At 64.7% G+C, this 18,681-nt stretch carries 13 protein-coding genes; 3 read left to right on the forward strand and 10 right to left on the reverse strand.

Annotated features, from left to right (window positions below):
• The first annotated feature begins 1 nt into the window (after window position 1).
• Window positions 2-757, forward strand: a complete 756-nt coding sequence (locus YS110_06275; GenBank protein UJB64378.1) for a thioredoxin domain-containing protein — start codon at window positions 2-4, stop codon at window positions 755-757.
• Here YS110_06275 and YS110_06280 read toward each other — a convergent pair.
• The 7 genes from YS110_06280 to YS110_06310 form a co-directional block, all read right to left on the reverse strand.
• Entirely contained in the window at window positions 743-1,099 is a 357-nt protein-coding gene (locus YS110_06280) for a DUF1971 domain-containing protein (GenBank protein UJB64379.1), read from the reverse strand. The two genes, YS110_06275 and YS110_06280, sit on opposite strands and share 15 nt — an antisense overlap.
• 15 nt (window positions 1,100-1,114) lie before the next feature.
• A complete protein-coding gene (locus YS110_06285; protein UJB64380.1) occupies window positions 1,115-1,525 on the reverse strand; it encodes a hypothetical protein in 411 nt (136 codons plus the stop codon).
• Window positions 1,526-1,541: 16 nt separating this feature from the next.
• Complete coding sequence (locus tag YS110_06290; GenBank protein UJB64381.1) at window positions 1,542-2,039, reverse strand: hypothetical protein; 498 nt, start codon at window positions 2,037-2,039, stop codon at window positions 1,542-1,544.
• A gap of 106 nt (window positions 2,040-2,145) precedes the next feature.
• Complete coding sequence (locus YS110_06295; GenBank protein ID UJB64382.1) at window positions 2,146-9,462, reverse strand: hypothetical protein; 7,317 nt, start codon at window positions 9,460-9,462, stop codon at window positions 2,146-2,148.
• A 572-nt stretch (window positions 9,463-10,034) separates the two neighbouring features.
• Complete coding sequence (locus tag YS110_06300) at window positions 10,035-10,589, reverse strand: hypothetical protein (protein UJB64383.1); 555 nt, start codon at window positions 10,587-10,589, stop codon at window positions 10,035-10,037.
• Between the two features lie 564 nt (window positions 10,590-11,153).
• The gene (locus YS110_06305) at window positions 11,154-12,080 is read right to left on the reverse strand and encodes a DUF4351 domain-containing protein (protein UJB64384.1); all 927 of its coding nucleotides are present in this window, start codon (window positions 12,078-12,080) and stop codon (window positions 11,154-11,156) included.
• A 58-nt stretch (window positions 12,081-12,138) separates the two neighbouring features.
• Complete coding sequence (locus YS110_06310; protein ID UJB64385.1) at window positions 12,139-12,696, reverse strand: hypothetical protein; 558 nt, start codon at window positions 12,694-12,696, stop codon at window positions 12,139-12,141.
• A gap of 1,153 nt (window positions 12,697-13,849) precedes the next feature.
• On the opposite strand from YS110_06310, the gene YS110_06315 reads away from it, so the two are divergent.
• Together YS110_06315 and YS110_06320 are read left to right on the forward strand one after the other, a co-directional pair.
• Entirely contained in the window at window positions 13,850-14,965 is a 1,116-nt protein-coding gene (locus tag YS110_06315) for an RES domain-containing protein (GenBank protein ID UJB64386.1), read from the forward strand.
• 103 nt (window positions 14,966-15,068) lie between these two features.
• Window positions 15,069-16,322 (forward strand): hypothetical protein, encoded by a 1,254-nt coding sequence (locus YS110_06320; protein UJB64387.1) that lies wholly within the window; start codon window positions 15,069-15,071, stop codon window positions 16,320-16,322.
• Between the two features lie 255 nt (window positions 16,323-16,577).
• Here the strand turns inward: YS110_06320 and YS110_06325 are convergent, their stop codons facing one another.
• The 3 genes from YS110_06325 to YS110_06335 form a co-directional block, all read right to left on the reverse strand.
• Window positions 16,578-17,018: a hypothetical protein gene (locus YS110_06325; GenBank protein ID UJB64388.1), complete on the reverse strand. Its 441-nt coding sequence runs from the start codon at window positions 17,016-17,018 to the stop codon at window positions 16,578-16,580.
• Between the two features lie 100 nt (window positions 17,019-17,118).
• On the reverse strand, window positions 17,119-17,733 hold the full coding sequence (locus YS110_06330) for an RES family NAD+ phosphorylase (protein UJB64389.1): 615 nt from the start codon (window positions 17,731-17,733) through the stop codon (window positions 17,119-17,121).
• A 5-nt stretch (window positions 17,734-17,738) separates the two neighbouring features.
• The gene (locus tag YS110_06335; protein UJB64390.1) at window positions 17,739-18,488 is read right to left on the reverse strand and encodes a hypothetical protein; all 750 of its coding nucleotides are present in this window, start codon (window positions 18,486-18,488) and stop codon (window positions 17,739-17,741) included.
• Window positions 18,489-18,681: the final 193 nt, after the last annotated feature.

The following is an 18,681-nucleotide window of genomic DNA, read 5'->3' on the forward strand; positions in this document are numbered from 1 at the left end:
CATGCCGCCACCTGAACGCCCGACAACACGCTCCGGCATCCCCTTCGAGATCGAGGCGTTCCGCACGCGCCCGCGCCGTGGCAGGCGCGCGCTGTGGGCGCTGCTCGCCTGCCTGGCAGCAGGCGTGACCGCCTGGGCACTGTTCCAACCCGCCCCCGAATCCCCCGCACCGCCCACTGCCAGCGCGTCGCAGGCACTGCCGCCCGGCCCGCCATGGCTCCTGGGCAGCCCGGACGCCCGCTACACCCTCACCCTGTACGCCGACCTGGAATGCCCCTTCTGCCGCTCCTACGTCCCAACGCTGACCGCGTGGGTGGAGCAGCACCCCGAAACCCGGCTGCGCTGGCGCCACCTGCCCCTGCCCGCCCACGAGCCCCAGGCCAGCGCGCTCGCCAGCCTGGCCGAATGCGCGGGCGCCACCGGCGGCCACGCCGCGTTCTGGCACACCGTGGCCTGGATCTACGCGCACACGCGCGGCAACGGCCAGGGCCTGCCCGAAGGCGCGCAGCCGCCCGACCTTGATGCCGCCGCCTGCCTCGCCAGCGGCCAGCCGCAGGCCACCGTGCGCGAACAGGCCCAGGGCGCCGCGCGCGACGGCATCGCCGCCACGCCCACCCTGCGCCTGCATGACGAACGCAGCGGCCAGGCGCTGCTGCTGCCCGGCCCGGTGGAGGGCGATGCGCTGCTGTCCGCGCTCGACCTGCTCGCGGCCGGCGAGGCGCCCGCCCCCGCATCCGCCCCCTTACCCGCCCGGTAACTCCCCCTGCCGCAGGGCGTGCGGGTCGGCCGGCCCCTGCTCGGGCAGCGCGTGGAACTCCACCACCATGCGCATCGGCCCCAGCGGCTCCACGAAATGCACCACCTGCGGCGCCACGATGCCGGGCGTGCCCGGCTCCAGCACCTCATCGTGGCCCCAGTCCGGCACGCAGTAGCGCACCCGGCCCTCCAGCACGTGGATCAGCGCCCACACGCCGGGCTTGGTGGAATGGTCGTTGCGCAGCCCCGTGGGCAGCGTCAGCTCGGTGAACTCGCCGGTGCGGCGGTAGGCCGCAAGGCCCGGCGGCAGCGCGCCGGGATGCTTCGGGAAGGCTTCGGACATCGGTTCTCCAATACGTCAGGTATGCCGCGCGGGCAGCCGCTGGGCCGCAGCCACCACGCTCTCGGCCATGCCAGTCTGCACCAGATAATCGCGCGGCGAGCGAGGCCGCCCATCGGCGCCCGCCCAGCAAGGCGCGGGCGTATCCAGCCACAAAAGCACGTCCAGCGGCCCCAGCCGCGCGGGCAGCGCACGCAGCACGCGAGCCAGCCCGGGAACCTCCACGCCCTGATGGAACTGCAACGCCGGCACGCGCATCGTCCCCCCCGCCGCCAGCGCCACCAGGCTCCCCTCGCGCAGGCGCTGGCGGATGCATGCCACGTCATGGCCCAGCATCGCGGCCACCTCCGCCGTCGGCAGCGCATCGGCAAAGAAGTGGCGAAACACCGCCACGTAGCCGCCCCGCCTGGCGTACTCGCTCACACCCATTCCCCCGCCTGGCCTCTCAAACCTTGCTGGCGCGCCCCCGCCAGTCCGGCGTCGCCGCACCCGGGAACGGCGGCGAAGGCAGCGGCGTGCCGGGCAGGCCGTGCGCCCCCTGCGCCGTCACCACCGCGATGGAATCGTCCAGCAACTGCGTGATCTCCAGCGTGATGCTGGTCGTGCCGTAGGGGCCGAGCGGCGCCCCCACCGGGAACACCTGCCACACATAGGACTGCACGGTGTACGTGCCGTCGCCGTTGTCCGTCAGCGGCAAGGCCGCACCGCCCCCGGTGGCCCTGGCCTCGTAGTTCAGCCACGGCAGCGGCAGGCCGGGGGCGGGCGTCAGGCGGCCCTTCTCCAGCGTGACCGTCTTGGGCTCGCTGCTGAAATCGAACGACCACGCCACCCCGCCCTGGCCGCCGCCCAGCGGCCCGCTGTACGCCTGCACCTTGCCACCTTCCTTGCGAACCACCACGTCGTAAGCGCCTGCGTACCGACCGCTGATGTTGGGAGTGCCCATGGTTCAAACCTCCAGTGCTTCATGAAAAACCAAAAAACAAAGCCCGCCCCGCTGACAGCAGCGCGGGCGGGCTTTGCACATCGCACCCTTGGGCGCGGCGGGCCGTTCAGCCCGCGCGCCGGGCCACCGCCCGCCGCGAAGCCGTGGCGCCCAGCGCCAGCAGGCCCAGCACCGCCAGCAGCAGCCAGTCCATGCTGCCGCCCTTGCCGCCGCCGCTGGCATTGCCCGAGCCGCCCTCGTGCCCGCCCAGCGTGTTCTCGGCAGGCGCAATGCCCAACCGCACCAGGCCGTTGTCGGGGTTCATGTCATGCGGGCCGTTGTCCTGCACCGTCACCGTCAGCGTGTTGTTGTCCACGCGCGTCCACTCGCCCTTGTCCAGCAGCGTGTAGCGCTCCTTGCCATCGACGATGGTGGTGGCGTACACCAGCAGCTTGCCGGCGGCAGGCAGCGGCGACTCGAAGGTGTAGGTCAGCGTCACCGCACCCATCGGCGCGGCCGCAGGCGCATACGCCGCCTTCACCGCCGCCGCCGCGCCCGAGGCGGGCAGCAGGCTCGCGCTGCGCATCCGCACCTGCACGAAGCCGTGCTTGTAGTCCAGCCCCGCGTCGCCCAGCGTCACGTCGGGGATGGCCCCGCCGTTGTCGCCGGTAGCCGTCACCTGCATCAGGCCCGTCTCGGCGCCGGTGAACAGCCACACATTGCCCGCCTGCACACCCACCGCCGTGCCCGCGTTCGGCATCGCCTCCAGCAGGCGGCCCGGAATGCCGTCCAGCAGCGCCAGCCCGGCGATGCGGCGCGCATCCTGCGCGGCGTTGCCCGGCTCCAGCGCATCGATCACGCCGTCGCCGTCGCTGTCCAGCGGGTTGTCCAGGTCGTCGCCCAGCTCCGTCGCGTCAGGGATGCCGTCGCCATCGGTATCGGCGTTCGGCGCATCCGGGTTCAGGCCCAGGCGCTCCTTCACCGAATCGGGAATGCCGTCGCCGCCGCTGCTGCTGCCCTCCTTGCGCGCCGTGCCGCGGAAGTCCGGCTGGATCGTCATCGGGAACACGCCCACGATCTGCGTGCCCGGGATGCCGTCCGCCTCGCCGTCCAGCGTCACGATGCGCAGCAGGTTCTTGTTCGTCGCATCGCGGGTGATGCGGAACGTCGTCACCGTATCGGCGCGCGGGTTGCCCACGTTCGGGTTGTAGATCTGGAACCCGTGGTGCACCGTGTACGTGCCGTCGCCGTTGTCGGTGATGGGGGCCGTCAGGCGCGCGTCGCCCGAGCCCTTGTTGCCCACCGACTGCACCTCGTAGTTGAAGCCCACCGTCAGCGTGGTGCCGGTGATCAGCACCGTCTTCTTGTCGAAGTCCCACACCCACGGCGAATTCTTCATGCCCGTGCCCAGCACCACCTCCTTGCCCGCCGCGCAGGCCGCCGGGCAGCCGCGCATGGTGACCATGTGCTGGCCCGTGAACACGCCCGTCAGGCTGGCCGTGCCCGCGTCGCCGGGGTTGTCCGGGTCGGCCGGATCGGTGCCGCCCCCGCCGCCCGGGTTCGTGGTGCCGCCGCCCGTGGCCGTCACCGTCACCGTGCTGCTCTTGGTCTCGGTGCCCGCCTTGCAGGTCAGCGTGAAGGCATAGCTGCGCGCCGTGTCCAGCTTCACGCTCTCCGTGCCCGCCTTGGCCTTGGTGCCCGTCCAGTCGCCCGAGGCCGTGCAACTCTCCGCGCGCACCGCCTGCCAGGTCAGCGTGACCGACCCGCCCTTGGCTACGCTCGCGCTCGACGCCTGGAACAGCCCGATCAGCCCCGTGTTCGGGTTGGTCGGGTCGGTCGGATCGGTCGGGTCGGTGCCGTCCTTCGTCAGCACACCATCGAAGCCCGGCGACACCGTGAGCGGGAACACATTGGGCACCGGCAGACCCGGCACGCCGTCGCCGTCCGGGTCCAGCGTGCTCACCTTCAGCCCATCACCGTCGATCGTCACGCGGAACGTCGTGCTCATGTCCGTGCGCGGGTTGCCCACGTAGGGGTTGTAGATCTGGAAGCCGTGCTGCAGCGTGTACGTGCCGTCGCCATTGCTGGTGAAGTAAGCCCGGTCGCCATCGGCATCCGCATTGCCCACGTCCTGCACGTGGAACGGGAAGCCCACGCTCAGCATGCCCTGCGCCATCTCCACCCAGCCCTCGGTGAAATTCCACGTCCAGGCATTGCCGTGGCTGTCGCCCAGCACCGTGCCGCTCTCGGCCACGCGCATCGTCAGGCTGAAAGTGCCCTTCCACGTGCCCTTGACCGCGCTCGGGTCGGTCGGCGTGCCGGGGCTCGTGCCCCCGCCGCCCGAAGCCGACTTGACCAGCACCGTCGTGGTGCGGCTCATCTGCTCCGACGCGCTCACGCACAGCAGCTTGTAGGTGTGCGAGCCTTCCGACACCGGCGTGATCTGCATACCGCCCACAATCGGCAGGCCCGGCAGGTACAGTTCATCGCCCTCGCTGATCGCGCAGCTATTGGCATTCGCCACCTGCCACGACAGGCGCACGCTGGCACCCAGCTTCACGCTCGCCTCGGACGGCGCGAAGCTCTTGATGTCGATCGCATCCACCGGCTTCGTGCTGCCCGTCACCACCACCGACACGCTGCGCGTGCTGGTATTAGTGCCATCGGTACAGGCCAGCGTGTAGGTATGCGTGCCCGTGGTGGCAGGCATCACCGCCTGGCCACCCGCCGTGGCCTTGGCACCGCTCCACGCGCCGCTGGCCGTGCAGCCCGTGGCGCCGCTGGCCGCCTGCCACGCCAGCGTGGACGACTCGCCCAGCTTGATGCTGGCCGGCGTGGCCGTGAACGCGCTGACCAGGTTGCCCGGGTTCACCGGCCCGCTCTGCTGCTGCGCCACGCCGTCGAAGCCCGGCGACACCGTGAGCGGGAACACCCCAGGCACCTGCACGCCCGGCACGCCGTCGTTGTCCGTATCCACCGTGGAGAACGTGAGCTGGTTGCCGTTGCGCGTGATGCGGAACGTGGTGTAGATGTCCGTGCGCGGGTTGCCCACGTTCGGGTTGTAGATCTGGAAGCCGTGGTTCAGCGTGTACGTGCCGTCGCCATTGCTGGTGAAATAGGCCCGGTCGTTGCTGGCGCTGGCGTTGCCCACGTCCTGCACGTGGAACTCGAAGCCCACGCTGAGCATGCCGCGCGCCATCTCGGCCCAGCCCTCGTCGAAGTTCCAGGTCCAGGCGTTGTCGTGGCTGTCGCCCAGCTTGATGCCCTCGGGCGCGGTGCGCATGGTGAGGTTGAACGTGCCCGTCCAGGTGCCAGTGATCGCGGCGCCGGGGCCGCCCGGGTTCGGGGTGCCCGGCGTCGTGGCCTGGGTGACCTGCACCGAGGCGGTGCGGCTCATCTGCTCGGACGCGCTCACGCACATGAGCTGGTAGCTGTGCGTGCCCACGCTGGCCGGCGTGACCTGAATGGAGCCCGAGATCGGCAGGTTGGGCAGGTACAAGTTGCTGCCCTGGCTGATGGAACAGCCGTTGGCATTCACCACCTGCCAAGCCAGGCTCACGCTGGCGCCCAGCTTCACGCTGGACTCCGAGGCCGCGAAGCTCTTGATGTCGATCTTGTCCTGCGGCGCCGTCGTAGCGGTGACCACCACCGACGCGCTGCGCGTAGTGGTGTTGGTGCCGTCGGTACAGGCCAGCATGTAGGTGTGCGTGCCCGTGGCGGCCGGCAGCACGCTCTGGCCGCCGGCCACGGCCTTGGCGCCGCTCCACGCGCCGCTGGCCGTGCAGCCGGTGGCGCCGGTGCCCGCCTGCCAGGCCAGCGTGGCCGACTCGCCCAGCTTGATGCTGGCCGGCGTGGCCGTGAAGGTGGGCAGCAGGTTCACCGGGCCAGGCGAAGTGCTCTCTTGCGCCACGCCGTCTAAGGCTGGCGACACCGTGAGCGGGAACACCCCGGGCACCTGCACGCCCGGCACGCCGTCGTTGTCCGAGTCCACCGTGGTGAACGCCAGTTGGTTGCCGCTGCGCGTGATGCGCACGGTGGTAAAGATGTCCGTGCGCGGATTGCCCACCGACGGGTTGTAGATCTGGAAGCCATGGTGCAGCGTGTACGTGCCATCGCCATTGCTGGTGAAGTAGGCACGGTCGCCCGTCTTGTCCAGGTCGCCCACGTCCTGCACGTGGAACTCGAAGCCCACGCTCAGCATGCCGCGCGCCATCTCGGCCCAGCCTTCGTCAAAGTTCCACGTCCAGGCGTTGCCCAGGCTGTCGCCCAGCTTCTGGCCCTGCGGCGCCGTGCGCATGGTCATGTCGAACGTGCCCGTCCACGTGCCCGTGATCGCATTCGGGTCTACCGGCGGCGTGCCGGAATTCACCTGCACCTGGGCCGTCTTGCTGAGCGAATCGCTGCCGCGCGAGCACACCAGCTCGTAGCTGTGCAGGCCCGCCGTGGACGGCGTGACCGTGAAGCTGCCCGACAACGCCAGCGCAGGGCCGCTCAGCAGATTGCCGCCCTCGCGGATCGCGCAACTGGTCGCGTTCGCCGCCACCCATTGCAGTTGTACGCTGCCGCCCAGCGTGACGCTGGCGGGCGATGGCGCGAAGGTGGTGATGGTGATCGGGTCTTGCTCGGGTTCCGGGGGCACCGTCCCCGCTGCCTTGGCCAGCAGCGCCTGATAACCAGGTTCGGTCTTGTCGAATGTCGCTACAACACGGTTGGTTTCCGTATGGCCCAGGGCAACATGAACATGCTGACCGATAGTCGCCTTCGGGTTGTCGAACTCGATGGTGTGTGCGTCGATCTTCTGGTGCGCCAGGATGGCGTAGCTGGTGACACGCGTATAACGCTGGGCCGCATAGTCGATATCCACCTGGTCTTTGTCTTCCAGCCTGAACAGCGTCAGCCCCTCGGGCACGCCGTTGGCAAAATACATGCGCATTCTTCCGTCAGCCCCGCCGATCCGGTTGTTGAACACGAGCATGCCCAGCCCATAGTTCATGGTCGCGTTCGTCGTCGGGTGCTTTGTCGGCAATTGCTGGCCGGCATCCTGCGTGAAGGCATAGAAGGGCCGGGTGCGCCCGAACCAATCCTCGGGAATCGCCTTGCTGAAAATCGGGTTGTTGCCGTCGTAGTGGTTGCTCCCCGGCTCCCCCGGCTCGAAATACAGCACCACCTTCTCACGGTTGCCCAGCGCGATCAGGCCCACAAAATCCGGCTTGCCCACGAACTCCTTGGGCTGCAACACGTCATAGACCAGGTTGTCGCGGAAATCATCGCCCCGGCCCTTGCGGTACGGCAACGCCCAGTTCGGCCCGATTTCTTCCACGTCCGAAATGCCGTCGCCATCGTTATCGCTCAGGCACGGGTCGAGGCCCAACTGAACCTTCACTTCATCGGGAATGCCGTCGCCACTGCAACTGGCCGTGCCCACTTTCACCAGAGGGTAAGGCGACGAAAAAGAAGGACTCACCCACGCCGGGAACAACCCGTCCACAACAACGCCGGGAATTCCGTCCAGCGCGCGCTGGTTCGGATCTGCCGCCTTGCCGATCGCCACCATGTTGCGCCCGTCAGCGTCGCCATCCTCATGGCGAATCACCAACCCGCCATCCTGCATGCGCAGGCTCATGATGTTCGCCGTCGGCAGGTAGGGGTAACCCACCAGCTCGAAGAAGATTTGCAGGTTGAAGCGCACGTCATACGTGCCATCGGACCGCCGGGTGAAGGTGCCCAGGTGCTCGGACAGCGGCGGCGCATTCTGCGGCTTGGTCTGGTCGAGCTGCTTGGGGCGTGACGGCGAGAACAGGCGGTAGTCCAGGCGAATCGCCCCCATGGCCAGCAGCATGCTGCTGCCCAGGTAAATCTTGCCCGTGCCGGTGGCCGCCAGTTCATCGAAGTCCCACATCCAGTACGCAGGAACGTAGCTCAGGCCCATGGTTTTGTAACGCTGGTTCGGCCACGTGCCCGGCAGCCTGTTGGCAAGCCCCAACAGGATGAAGTTGGCTTCATCTGCCTGCGACATCAAAAACGTGTATTGCCCGAACCATCGGCCAGTGGGTACCTCGGTCATCCAGTCGGCATCTTCCTTGCGTACGGTCAAGGTTTTGGTTTGCGAGTTCGCAAAACCAGAGCCGTATGCCCCTTGGGCCTGACACACCAGGGTGTGGGTCTTGTCGTCCGCACCCAGGGTAAATCCCTGGCCGCCGCTCGTGCCCACGGCTGCGCCATCCAGCGTGCAACTGGCGGCATCCGTGCTGGCCCAACTCAGGGTATAGCTGCCGCCCTGCGCCACCGTGGCAGCGTCCGATGCAAAGCTATCGATCTTGGCAAGCGGGTGCAATGTGATCGGCACGGCCTTGCTGGCACCATTCACCAAATCCGGGGCCGTAGTAGAAGTGCCGCCGCAGGCCAACTCGAACAGATAGCCGCCTGCAACGGTTGGCGAAACAACTGCCCGGGCTGAAGAATTCCGGGTCGATACCGTACCTGCATACACATAAGTAGGCGACCCGCCCACCGGGTAAAACGCCGTAAAGCAGCGTTCAGTACTGCCAAATCCGGTCAGTACCGTCCGGTAATAAAACTCTTTTCCCGCCACCAAATCGCTGCGCAGCTCCTGGATTTCGCTGCCGTTCAGGCCCACGCCAGTCGTTAAGCTAATGACGCTTTTGGAAGACGCATTCACCGTCAGCGTCGTGCTAGAGACGGCATCTGGGCCATCGCCGCTGCAAGTCAGGGTGTAGCTGTAAGTGCCAGCCGCAGAGGGCGTGACGGTTTCCGTACCAGTGAGCGACCGACTACCCGCCCATGCGCCCGAAGCCATGCATGAGGACGCATTGGCAGCCGTCCAGTTCAGGGTGGCGCTCTGCCCCACGGTAATGCTGGTCGGGCTAGCCGACAGCGCCGCGGTGAACGACGGCGGGGTAGCGGCCGCTGTGACCGGCAGGGTCACGCTCTTGACACTCTGTGCCGTGCCGTCCGTACAAGTCAGGGTGTAGGTTTTGGTGCCAGTCATGGCAGGCGTAACGGACTCGCTGCCGCCTGCCGCAGCCTTGCTGCCGCTCCAGTCACCCGACGCCGTGCAGCCCGTGGCGTGTTCCACCGTCCAGGATAGGGTGGCCGCCTGCCCCAGCGTGACGGCGGCAGGCGCCACCGTGAAAGCCGTGATTTCAACCGGGGCCGCAGCGGCTTCTTCCACCGTCACCGATACATTGCGCGTCAGCGTGTCGTAGGCCAATACGCCCACGCATCGCAGTGCGTGGCTCTTGGCGCCCAACGCCGCTGCGGTCACTATTTGGCTACCGCTCACGGCCACGGCTGCATCATCCAGCGTGCAACTGGCGGCGTCCGTGCTGGCCCAGTTCAGGGTATAGCTGCCGCCCTGCGCCACCGCGGCAGCGTCCGATGCAAAGCTGTCGATCTTGACGGGCGGGTGCAGCGTGATCGGCACGGCCTTGCTGGCGCCATTCGCCAAATCCGGGGCCGTAGTAGAAGTGCCGCCGCAGGCCAACTCGAACAGATAGCCGCCTGCAACGGTTGGCGAAACAACTGCCCGCGCTGAAGAATTCCGGGTCGATACCGTACCTGCATATACATAAGTAGGCGACCCGCCCACCGGGTAAAACGCCGTAAAGCAGCGTTCAGTACTGCCAAATCCGGTTAGTACCGTCCGGTAATAAAACTCTTTTCCCGCCACCAAATCGCTGCGCAGTTCCTGGATTTCGCTGCCGTTCAAACCTGTCCCCGTGGTCAGGCTGGTGACTTCTTTAGCATGCACAGACCCCCAGGCCATCAGTGCAGCAAGCAACCCCGTCAGCGCACCATACCGCCGCAGCAGCGATTTCCAAACTAACATAACAACTATTCCGCAACAACAACCAGCTACGCCAAAGCAGCCAGGAACGCATTGCACAAATGCGCCCCTGGCAACAGGAAAAAGGCGAGAAGCTCAATGGAGCCGAGGCAAACCCGGCACTGAAGGAAATGGGGGCGCAGCCATCCGGCAGCACCCCCTAGGGCTACTTACTTGGTCTCCGGCGGCCACATGCCGCAGCCTTCCCACGACGGCGTCGCATTCAGGAAGAACTGCCCCGGACTACCCGACGGGAACGGACGGCCCGGAATGCCGCGCCAGAAGTCCTCGACCGTGGTGACGGAGATGCGGTTGAGCGTGCCCTCGCCAGGCGGCATGGACGAACTGCAATCGTGCAGCAGCGAGATCTCCAGGCGAATCGTGGTATCCGCCTGTGCTGCCTGCACCCCGGCATTGGTGATAGTGAACTGGTAGGGCACCGTATAGGTGCCATCCAGGTTGTCCACAAAGGGAATCGGCTGCGCCCCACCGCCCGGCCGCCGAATGGTGTACCCCACGCAGTGATTGAACAGCGGCGGCGCAATTTGCGACGGGTAGAGATTGCCGTCGTCGATAGTCAGCGTGTGGGTGTCGAAGTCCCACTCCCACGCAACATTACACATCGACGCCGCCACGGTCTGGCCCGCAAGATCGGGCGTAGAACCGGCGCGAACCAGAATGCGGCCAACGCCGCTGAAAATGCCACTGATGGAAGGTGTTCCCATGATTAATCTCCTTGAGGAAATGGGAAATACACGAACACAAGGCTTAACTTCTAGCTGTTGCTTGGGCACCCTTTTGATCGGACACCCTGGCGGGCTACGTAGCAGCCGCTTGCCCCTGTCTGGGGCCTGTGCCCCGGGATGGGGCAGGTGGATATTGCGACGTATTCGCATTCGCAACCAATGATTTTTGTCATGGGGTACCCGCAACTTTCCCCCCTTCCGCCAACGTCGGCATTCAGCCCGCATGCTCCTGAAAACATAGCTTCCCGCGCTTACCTTGCGGCCTCTTGCAGCCCGCTCGCCTTGCACCGCCCCCCAGTGCGCCCGCCCGCACACCCACCGCCCCCGAAAAAAAGCGGCCCCGGCGCTCGCCCGCCGGGGCCGCTTGTCCATCCACCGCCAACCGCCCGCCCGGCGGCTACGTGCCATACGCTCGCTTTACTCCCAAAACCATAGCTGCTAGCGCTTGTCTGGCGGGCGATAGAGGCCGATTTGGCTCATAAACAAAAACCCCGGCACAGCATCAGCCGCACCGGGGTTCGCACCTGCTGGCGCGCGGTTTTTTCAATCGTCGCCGAAGACTTCTTGCAGGCTGCGGGCGCTGAGGATGTTGTCGGCCCACCGCTCCAGTTCTGCGGGGCTGGCCACTTGCACCCGTTCGATGGTCGATGCGCCCTGCGGCCCAAAGCGCCGCACGAGCTGGCGCAGCAGGATGGCGGCTTCGCCTTCCTGACGGCCTTCCTGGCGGCCTTCCTGGCGGCCTTCCTGGCGGCCCTGGCTCAGCAGGCTTTGGCTCCATGTGGTCATGATCTTTCCTTCTTCCGGGTAGCGTTGGGTGAGTTGCTGGCGTTCGCTGTCGGTGAGCTTGCCATAAGTGTGTACGAAGTCCAGGTATTTGAGGTATTTCTCGCCATCGGGTTCCAGGGCTCTCAGCCCCTGCATGGCCCAGGCCACCAAATCGATGATCTGCTCGCGGCGCTTGTGGCCCTGGGTGGGCAGGGTGATGCGCGCGACGATGTTGGGGCTGTCCTTGTGCTGCTCTGCGGGTATGTCGGGCAGCACGCGGGCGATGTAGCGGAATGACAGGAAGGTGAGGTTGTCGCCGCCCAGGTGCAGTTCCCGGCGGATACGCGGGCTGCTTTTGAGGAAGATGACGATGGGCACCACGCGGTCGGTGTCCATCAGTTCGGACAGTTCCATGCAGTAGCACCCGAGCCGCTGGATAGAGAAGCGCCCGGGGTCGCTTTCTTCTTCGAGCAGGAACAGCAGCGCGGCGCGGCTGCCATCGGGCCATTCGACCTTGAGGGGTACGTCCAGTTCATGGAAGCGGTCGCCCAGCCGGTTTTTCAACTGCTCCTGGCGGATGGGGGTGATGACCACGCTGTCGTCGATGCCCGCCGCTTCTTCGGGCGCGAAGAATTCCAGCGCCTGGCGCGGGTAGTCCAGGATCAGGTTCTTGAAGTTCTGGTCGTGGCTGGTGGGGTCGGTCATGGCGGCGGGCGGGATGCAGTGGCGCCATTGTGGGGCAAGGAGTCACGCCACTGGGGCTCTAACGGCCACGCGAGCCTGGGCGCCGCTTGCCAGGCAGCGCAGGCTTCTTCTTGTCCGGCAGTTGAGCAATGGGCCGCAGTGTTGCCTCAGGCTGGCGAACCGTAGTCGAAACCGGCGCCGCACTGCTCTTTGCTTCCTGTCCACGCTGTAGCCTGACTGTCAGCCATCCCGTCAGCAGGGCCGCAACGATGGTTGCGAGCATGCCGAGAATCGTCCCGCTGTGTTGCGCCACCATGCTGCTCGGGTTGACCTTGACGTCCACTTTCTTGCGATAGTGCTTCACGATCCGAGGCGTTGCTTGCCCGTTTTTCACGACATTGGTTGACAACTGAAAAACCAGGGTCAGTACCCCCGAGCGCTTTGCCTTGACGTCCCACTCCCACGTGGTGTCTCCGTCAGGGTTTAACGCCTGGGTTTGCGGATCGCTGGGTGATACTTCAAAGTCAACGCCCGAGATGCGGGCAACCATCACCGGGGCCATCGACACGGCTGTCTGCATAGCCTCTGCGCGATTTCCTGGCGCATCGGCTTCAAGCCCTGCTATCAGTTCGCTCATTTCGACTTTGGATACTCGAAGCAAGGCCCGAAACGATGCGCCCTCCTCAACCGTAGAGGGTGCGCTGACGGCCGAGTTTCCCTTTTCCTCAGAGGCAGCTACTTGTGTCGCGGGGCCTACTGATGTGGCAGGGGTGCTACCCATAGTGAGATCGCCAGCCCCAGCGCCAGAGCCAGCCCCAGGCCCGCCTACGGCGATACCGGCAGTAGTTGCACCGCCTGCAAAAGCACCATCGCTATCAGGCGCAGACTCAGATCCGGCTACAGGAACAGGCGGCGCGCTTTGAACGGCTTGCTGTCGCAGGGAATCCTGCTGAGAACTCTGCAGCAGTGCACGCTCTCTCGACATTGAGTTGTGCGGGAGGGGCAAACGGGGTTGCCAGCCAGCCGAAGCTTCCAACTGCCCGCTTTGCGGTCTTGCTTGTGCTTGGTCAATCTGCCGTTGAGGCTCTGGCTGGAGCCTGGGCAACTCACCGCCGCCGCCGAGGCTCGCAATCAAGCCGTCGCCAACCGGACTTGGCGTTCTCATTCCGAAGCCAGCAATCAGACCGTCGCCAGATAAACTTGGCCGCACTCCCCCCAAAAGCCCACCCAGCATGACGCTATAGGCGGCACCATTGAAGATAGCTGCTGGGGCCACTGGCGGCTGGGCGACTGCAAGCGGCTCATCAGGAAGAGCGACAGGAAGTGCGGTAGCGCTTTCTGGCTCTCGCGATTTTTTACCCGGCTGCGTGTCCTGACCTACTTGCTGCTGTTGCAAAGAACGCTGCGACTGCTCGGACGACGCATTCGACGATGAGTCGCGCACTTCGCGCAAGCGCTCGCCATACAGGACGCATGACTGGAGCAAGGTGGCCAAGCCCACCCCTAAACATAGCGCGCATGCTCGGAGCACTCGCCGCATCATCAGTTCCTCCTGTGTTTCCTCATTCTAGGAAGGAACAGCCTTGCCGCCCATAGGTGCCTTGTGGAACTGGCACACGTGGTCAATGCACATCGAAATATCGAGTTCTGTCTTTCGCCAAGCGCTGGTCGTAGTGCTGGACACTTTTTATCAATCCGGTGCCGCATGAGACAGGCTACAGTCCTCGGCACTCTCCCCGCGCGCCCGGACGTGCAGGTACCACCCTACCACCACTTTCTCTATTTCGACAATGAACCGCGTATGTTCGTCCTGCTTCGCTGACAAAGACCTGCGTTCGTGGATTCGAGGGAAAAACGGCCCGCATGGTTGCAGTGCATGCCAAAAATCTGACTCGCCTACAGTGGAGTTTCACAAATTGGTCGAACACATAGAGAAGTGTCTTCGACGCTACTACGGGCGGGCCGTGGATCAACTTGGATATTGCTCGGCAGAAGGCGGCTATTTAGGAAATCACTGGAATTCGTGGGATATGCTGGACATGATCGATCTGGCATTGCCCCGCGACGACGGCAAACTGTTAGCTGCCATTGCGCAATCCATGACGGATGAAGACTGGTGCGATTTCGATGCAGGGGCTCTCGATCTTGACCACGCACTGCGGGTTAGCTGGAAGGCATTTTGCGAAACGGTGAAGCATGAGCGAAGGTTTTTCTTCCATGCAATTGGCGCTGATGATCAAGACTCGTTCACCCCTGCATCCCTCCTGCATCGAATCGCAGCCATTAGCGATAACATCGGTTTAATCAAGAGCATCCCCACAGGTACGGGTTTCTGGCGCGCCCGGACTGATATCAAAAAAGGCAAACGTGGGGTGGCCGCTGACTTTGGGCCGCCGCCGATTGAGTATGCACTGCAAAGCAATCGCATGAATCCGTCTGGTATCCCGATGTTATATCTTGCATCGACGGTTGCAACGGCGCTCCGGGAAACAAAAACAACCGCGGCAAAGGTAGGTCTCTGGCGCACGACTCGTCCAATACGGGTTTTGGATTTGCGCACACTGCCATCCGTGCCAGGCTTTTTCTCAAACGCTGACAGGGCACACGCACTTACGCTCCGCTTCTTGCATTACTTCGCGGCGGACATCATGAAGCCTGTGGCGAGGGATAAGCGCATCCATATTGACTATTTGCCGTCGCAAGTGGTCACTGAGTTCATGCGGGACTTTCCATTCAAGAGCGGCAAGGTGGACGGGATTGCATACGGCAGCACCGTGCACCGCCCAGGCTGGAACATTGCGCTCTTCCTCGGGCCAGCCGACTTGGGGTTGGCGAAACCGAAATGGGGGGCTGCACCATCACCAAGCCTTGTTTTCGAGCGCGCCAAATGGGCGGCTTGTACATAAAAGCCAAGGCAGGCTCGAATCCGCGTACCCTGCTCCAGGCGTCATGCTCACCGAAAGGTGGAACGATGGGCTCGGGGCTTGGGTGTTTTAGCAAAGGAATGGAATGACTAACGAAGATATTGAAGAATCATCCGATGAAGCGATGCAACGCTTCTTTGGCATGATCTCCGACGGGCATCTCTTTTTGGATGGAGCGATGTCGCCTCTTACTCGGCAACTAATCAAGCGTTTTGGTGCCGAATACGTCGACATGACCCTCGGCTGGGTATGTACCCCCATGGACTGGGCCTGCCCTGCCTGCGGCAGGATAAAGCGGGATATCGCCCGCCTGAATGCGAAAGGCGATTTGAACTGTCGACTCGTCGAACACCACGACCACATGAAGGATCTCGTCAAGTCAGAGTTTGAAAGCCAATGCAAATCCCATAGCAAAATTGTCGCGGATGAGTTTGCGCAGCGTTTTGCGGAACGCGCCTCGCAGATGATTTCAGCGTACGACAACGCGATCATCTGTGACGACTGCAATGGTGCGGACCCAAGGGCCAAGAGAGCGGTGGGGGCACCCGAGGACTTCTCGTACTCACCCCAGGAGATCAGACGTTTCGTGCGGCCTCGGCCCAATGCGCCGCATGAAATCGATGAAGAGGCGGCGGCGCGCATATGGCAAGAGAATGCAGAAGCATTCAAGTTGCGGCTCAAGATAGTGAAACGCATCGCTGCCATCGCAGCCGACAACACACATTGGTATCAGGAGCTTCCTCGCACACAACGTGCGAAAATCATTTACCGCAATGCCGAGCAGACTGCGCGAAACTACGGCGTCCCCAACGCGCTCTATAGACTGGCTGGTGAGAAACGACGGCCAGCCCCCTCTGCCGATGTAAGCACATGGCGCCATACTCGGCATGAATGTCCTCGCTCCAGTCCAGCCCCAGAGGATATCGAATATCTCGCGAAAATGTCCTTCACTCGACCGTGGCAGACCGTTGACGAATCATGGCGATGCCCCACTTGTCTCCGAACGAAGGTCGAAACAGTGCGCAAGTCCAACAAAGGCCAGTGGGCTTTCCGGATTTCAGACCGCAGTTTCTTCACGTCCGACATGCGGCGTGACAAAGAGCGTGCAGTGATCTGTGGAGACTGTGCCGAGGTGGCTTCCGAACTTGGGCGGGAGGCCTGCAGGGTCGCCGAGGCAGCAACGGGCAGCAACTATGCGCAATTCCTTACGGTTGCAGAAATCGCGCTCGTTGTCCGCCCCCAGCCCCATGGAAGGCACAACGTCAAGAACGATGCCGCCGACCGCCTGGTGAGGGAACTCGTTGAACGGATCATGTACCTCGAACAACGGCGAAATTGAAGGTGCCCGGTACCACGGCTGCCCCGCAATCTCAATTAGGGTCGGCAGAACAGAAAGCGGCCCCGGCGCTCGTCCGTCGGGGCCGCTTGTCCATCCACAGTCAGCCGCCCGCGCGGCGGCTACGTGCCTTGCTTTCACCCCATTCCCAAAACAATAGCTGCTCGCGCTTGTCTGGCGGGCGCTAGAGGCGGATTTGGCTCATAAAAATCCCCAGTGCAGCAGTGGCCATGCAGGGGCGCACGCGTGGCGTGCGGCTCAGGCCGCTGCCGCGCTGGGTATGAACCAAACCCAGTCTGGCTTGCCGGGATAGTCCCTGTGGGCGCGGGGCTCCGCGCCCAGGCGCTGGAAGAAGCGCTCATGCGCCGGGGAGTACACGCGTTCGCTGAACACGATGGTCTCGGCGCGCAACTCATCCCGGAAAGCTCTCGCAAGGCCGCGTGCGAGCGCCAAGCCAAAGCCCTTCCCCACGAATTCGGTTTCGACCGCGAGGTGTCCCACCGTCACGGTCTTTCCGTCACCGCTCCAGCGCCACTCGTGAACATAGGCAACCTGCTTGCCGTTGATCTTGACGTACAGGTTCGGGGTGGACGCCCTGACGGTCTGCAGTGACCCGATGCCCTCGTTCTGCTGAAAGAGGCAGGCGTACTGGAGAAGCCGGTGCTCCAGCGCCTGCCTGATGGCGTCGTCGTCCAGCATGGGCGCTGGCGCGCTTGCCCGGCGAAGCCATGGCAGTTTCCAGCCCATCATCGTGCCTGCTGCCGGGGTCGATCCAGGCCGGCCACGCGGGCCGCGAGGCCTAGGAGGTGCCGGAGCCGACGCATTCGATGCCCAGGCTTTTCTTGGCCTGGGCCAGCCCGCGGGCACGTGCCAAGGGCTGGTAGGTGGCGGCGCCGAACTTCGCCCCCGCCCGCTCGAACACGACGGCGGCCCGCTTGTTGTTGAGCTGCCTGGAGACGAAGAGAAAGCCGTCCACGTTCGCCGGGTGCGCGTGGACGGCCGCGGCCCATTGCTGGGTCGTGTCGTAGGGGCACTCGGCCGACAGGCTGTTGTCCCCGCCCAGGCGCTTGAGGTGCGCCCCCGTGAGGTCGGCAAGCCTCAGCTCGCCTTTGCCGGCGCCTTCCGCGAAGGTCACCAGGTAGCGCGCGTCGATGTCTTCCTGCCGAATCTTGAACTGCCCTTTCTCGGGCACTTCGTCGTGCAGCACGGTTTCCGCGATGGCGGTGTCCAGGTGCTGGCCGCAGTAGCAGGTGCCGAAGCCTTTGCGCGGGTCGTCGAACCGGTTGGCGGCGTTCTTGCCAAAGTAGGGTTCACCGCTGTCGTGGCGGCCAACCCGCCGGAGCGACGTGACGGGCACGTTCCTGATGTGCAGGGGCAGGTCCGCGAAGTCGGCGGGCGGGGGCGGCAGCGCCATGCCGGTCAACCCTGAACGGGCACTTCCGCGAACGCGGCGGCGATGTCCTTGACCTTGGCGACGCGGCCGGCGGCCAGGGCCTGCAGCGGTGTCTCTCCGCCCAGGGAGCCCTTGCGCGTGAGGAAGAACTGCAGCTTGGAGCCGCCCGGCAGGTCGCCGAGCACCTTGGTGACGGCCTCAAGGTGCTTGCGGTCGTAAGCCGGGTCTGCATAGAACGCGGGGAAGTAGCGCTCCGCCTTGTAGTCGAGGTAGAAGATGCGGTGGCTGCCCGCGGCCTTGGACACCGCCTGCCGGCTGGACCAGCCCATCAGGCGCTGGAATTCGACGGGCGTCACCAGCTGCTTGTTCTTGACCATGGCCTCGGTGGTGTCCAGCACCAGGGCCGCAGGCGCGCGCTGCAGGTCGTCTTTCTTGCGGGGGGCGGGCTTGAATGCCTCGGGGGCTTGCGCCCGGCGCGCTGCCGCCGGGGGAGCCTCCCCGAGGGTCGCCCCTCGCAGGATGTGGATGCTTGCCTCCAGTTCGGCCAGCACGTCGGCCCATTCCTTGCGCGCGTACAGCTTCGCGGCCTTGTCGCCGACAGGCGCCTTGGCGATGCGCGCCGCTTCCTTGTTGAGTTGGCGGACGTGATCGACGAACGCCAGGATGTCGGATTCCTTCCGCCGAAAACCGTGCGCCCTGGCGCCGGAAGCAGGGAACTCCTTCAGGGTTTTGTCGGGCGTTTTCTTTCGGAAACCACGGGTCATGGTACTGGGCATCGGCTGCTCCTTCTGGCGTTCAATGTACTTGCGCGCGTCAACCATGTCAACCAAGACAACCGCGTCATCCATTCTATCTGGCGCTGGAAGGCTGTCTGGATGGCGCAGGAGCCCCGCGCGGTAGGTTGCGCACCCCGCGCCCAAGGCGGCAGGCGCGAGCGCTGCAAGGCTGCGGCCACGCCTTGCCGGAAGG

Origin of the sequence: Acidovorax sp. YS12, from assembly GCA_021496925.1 — a bacterium.
In the GTDB taxonomy this organism is placed as follows: Bacteria; Pseudomonadota; Gammaproteobacteria; order Burkholderiales; family Burkholderiaceae_C; genus Paenacidovorax.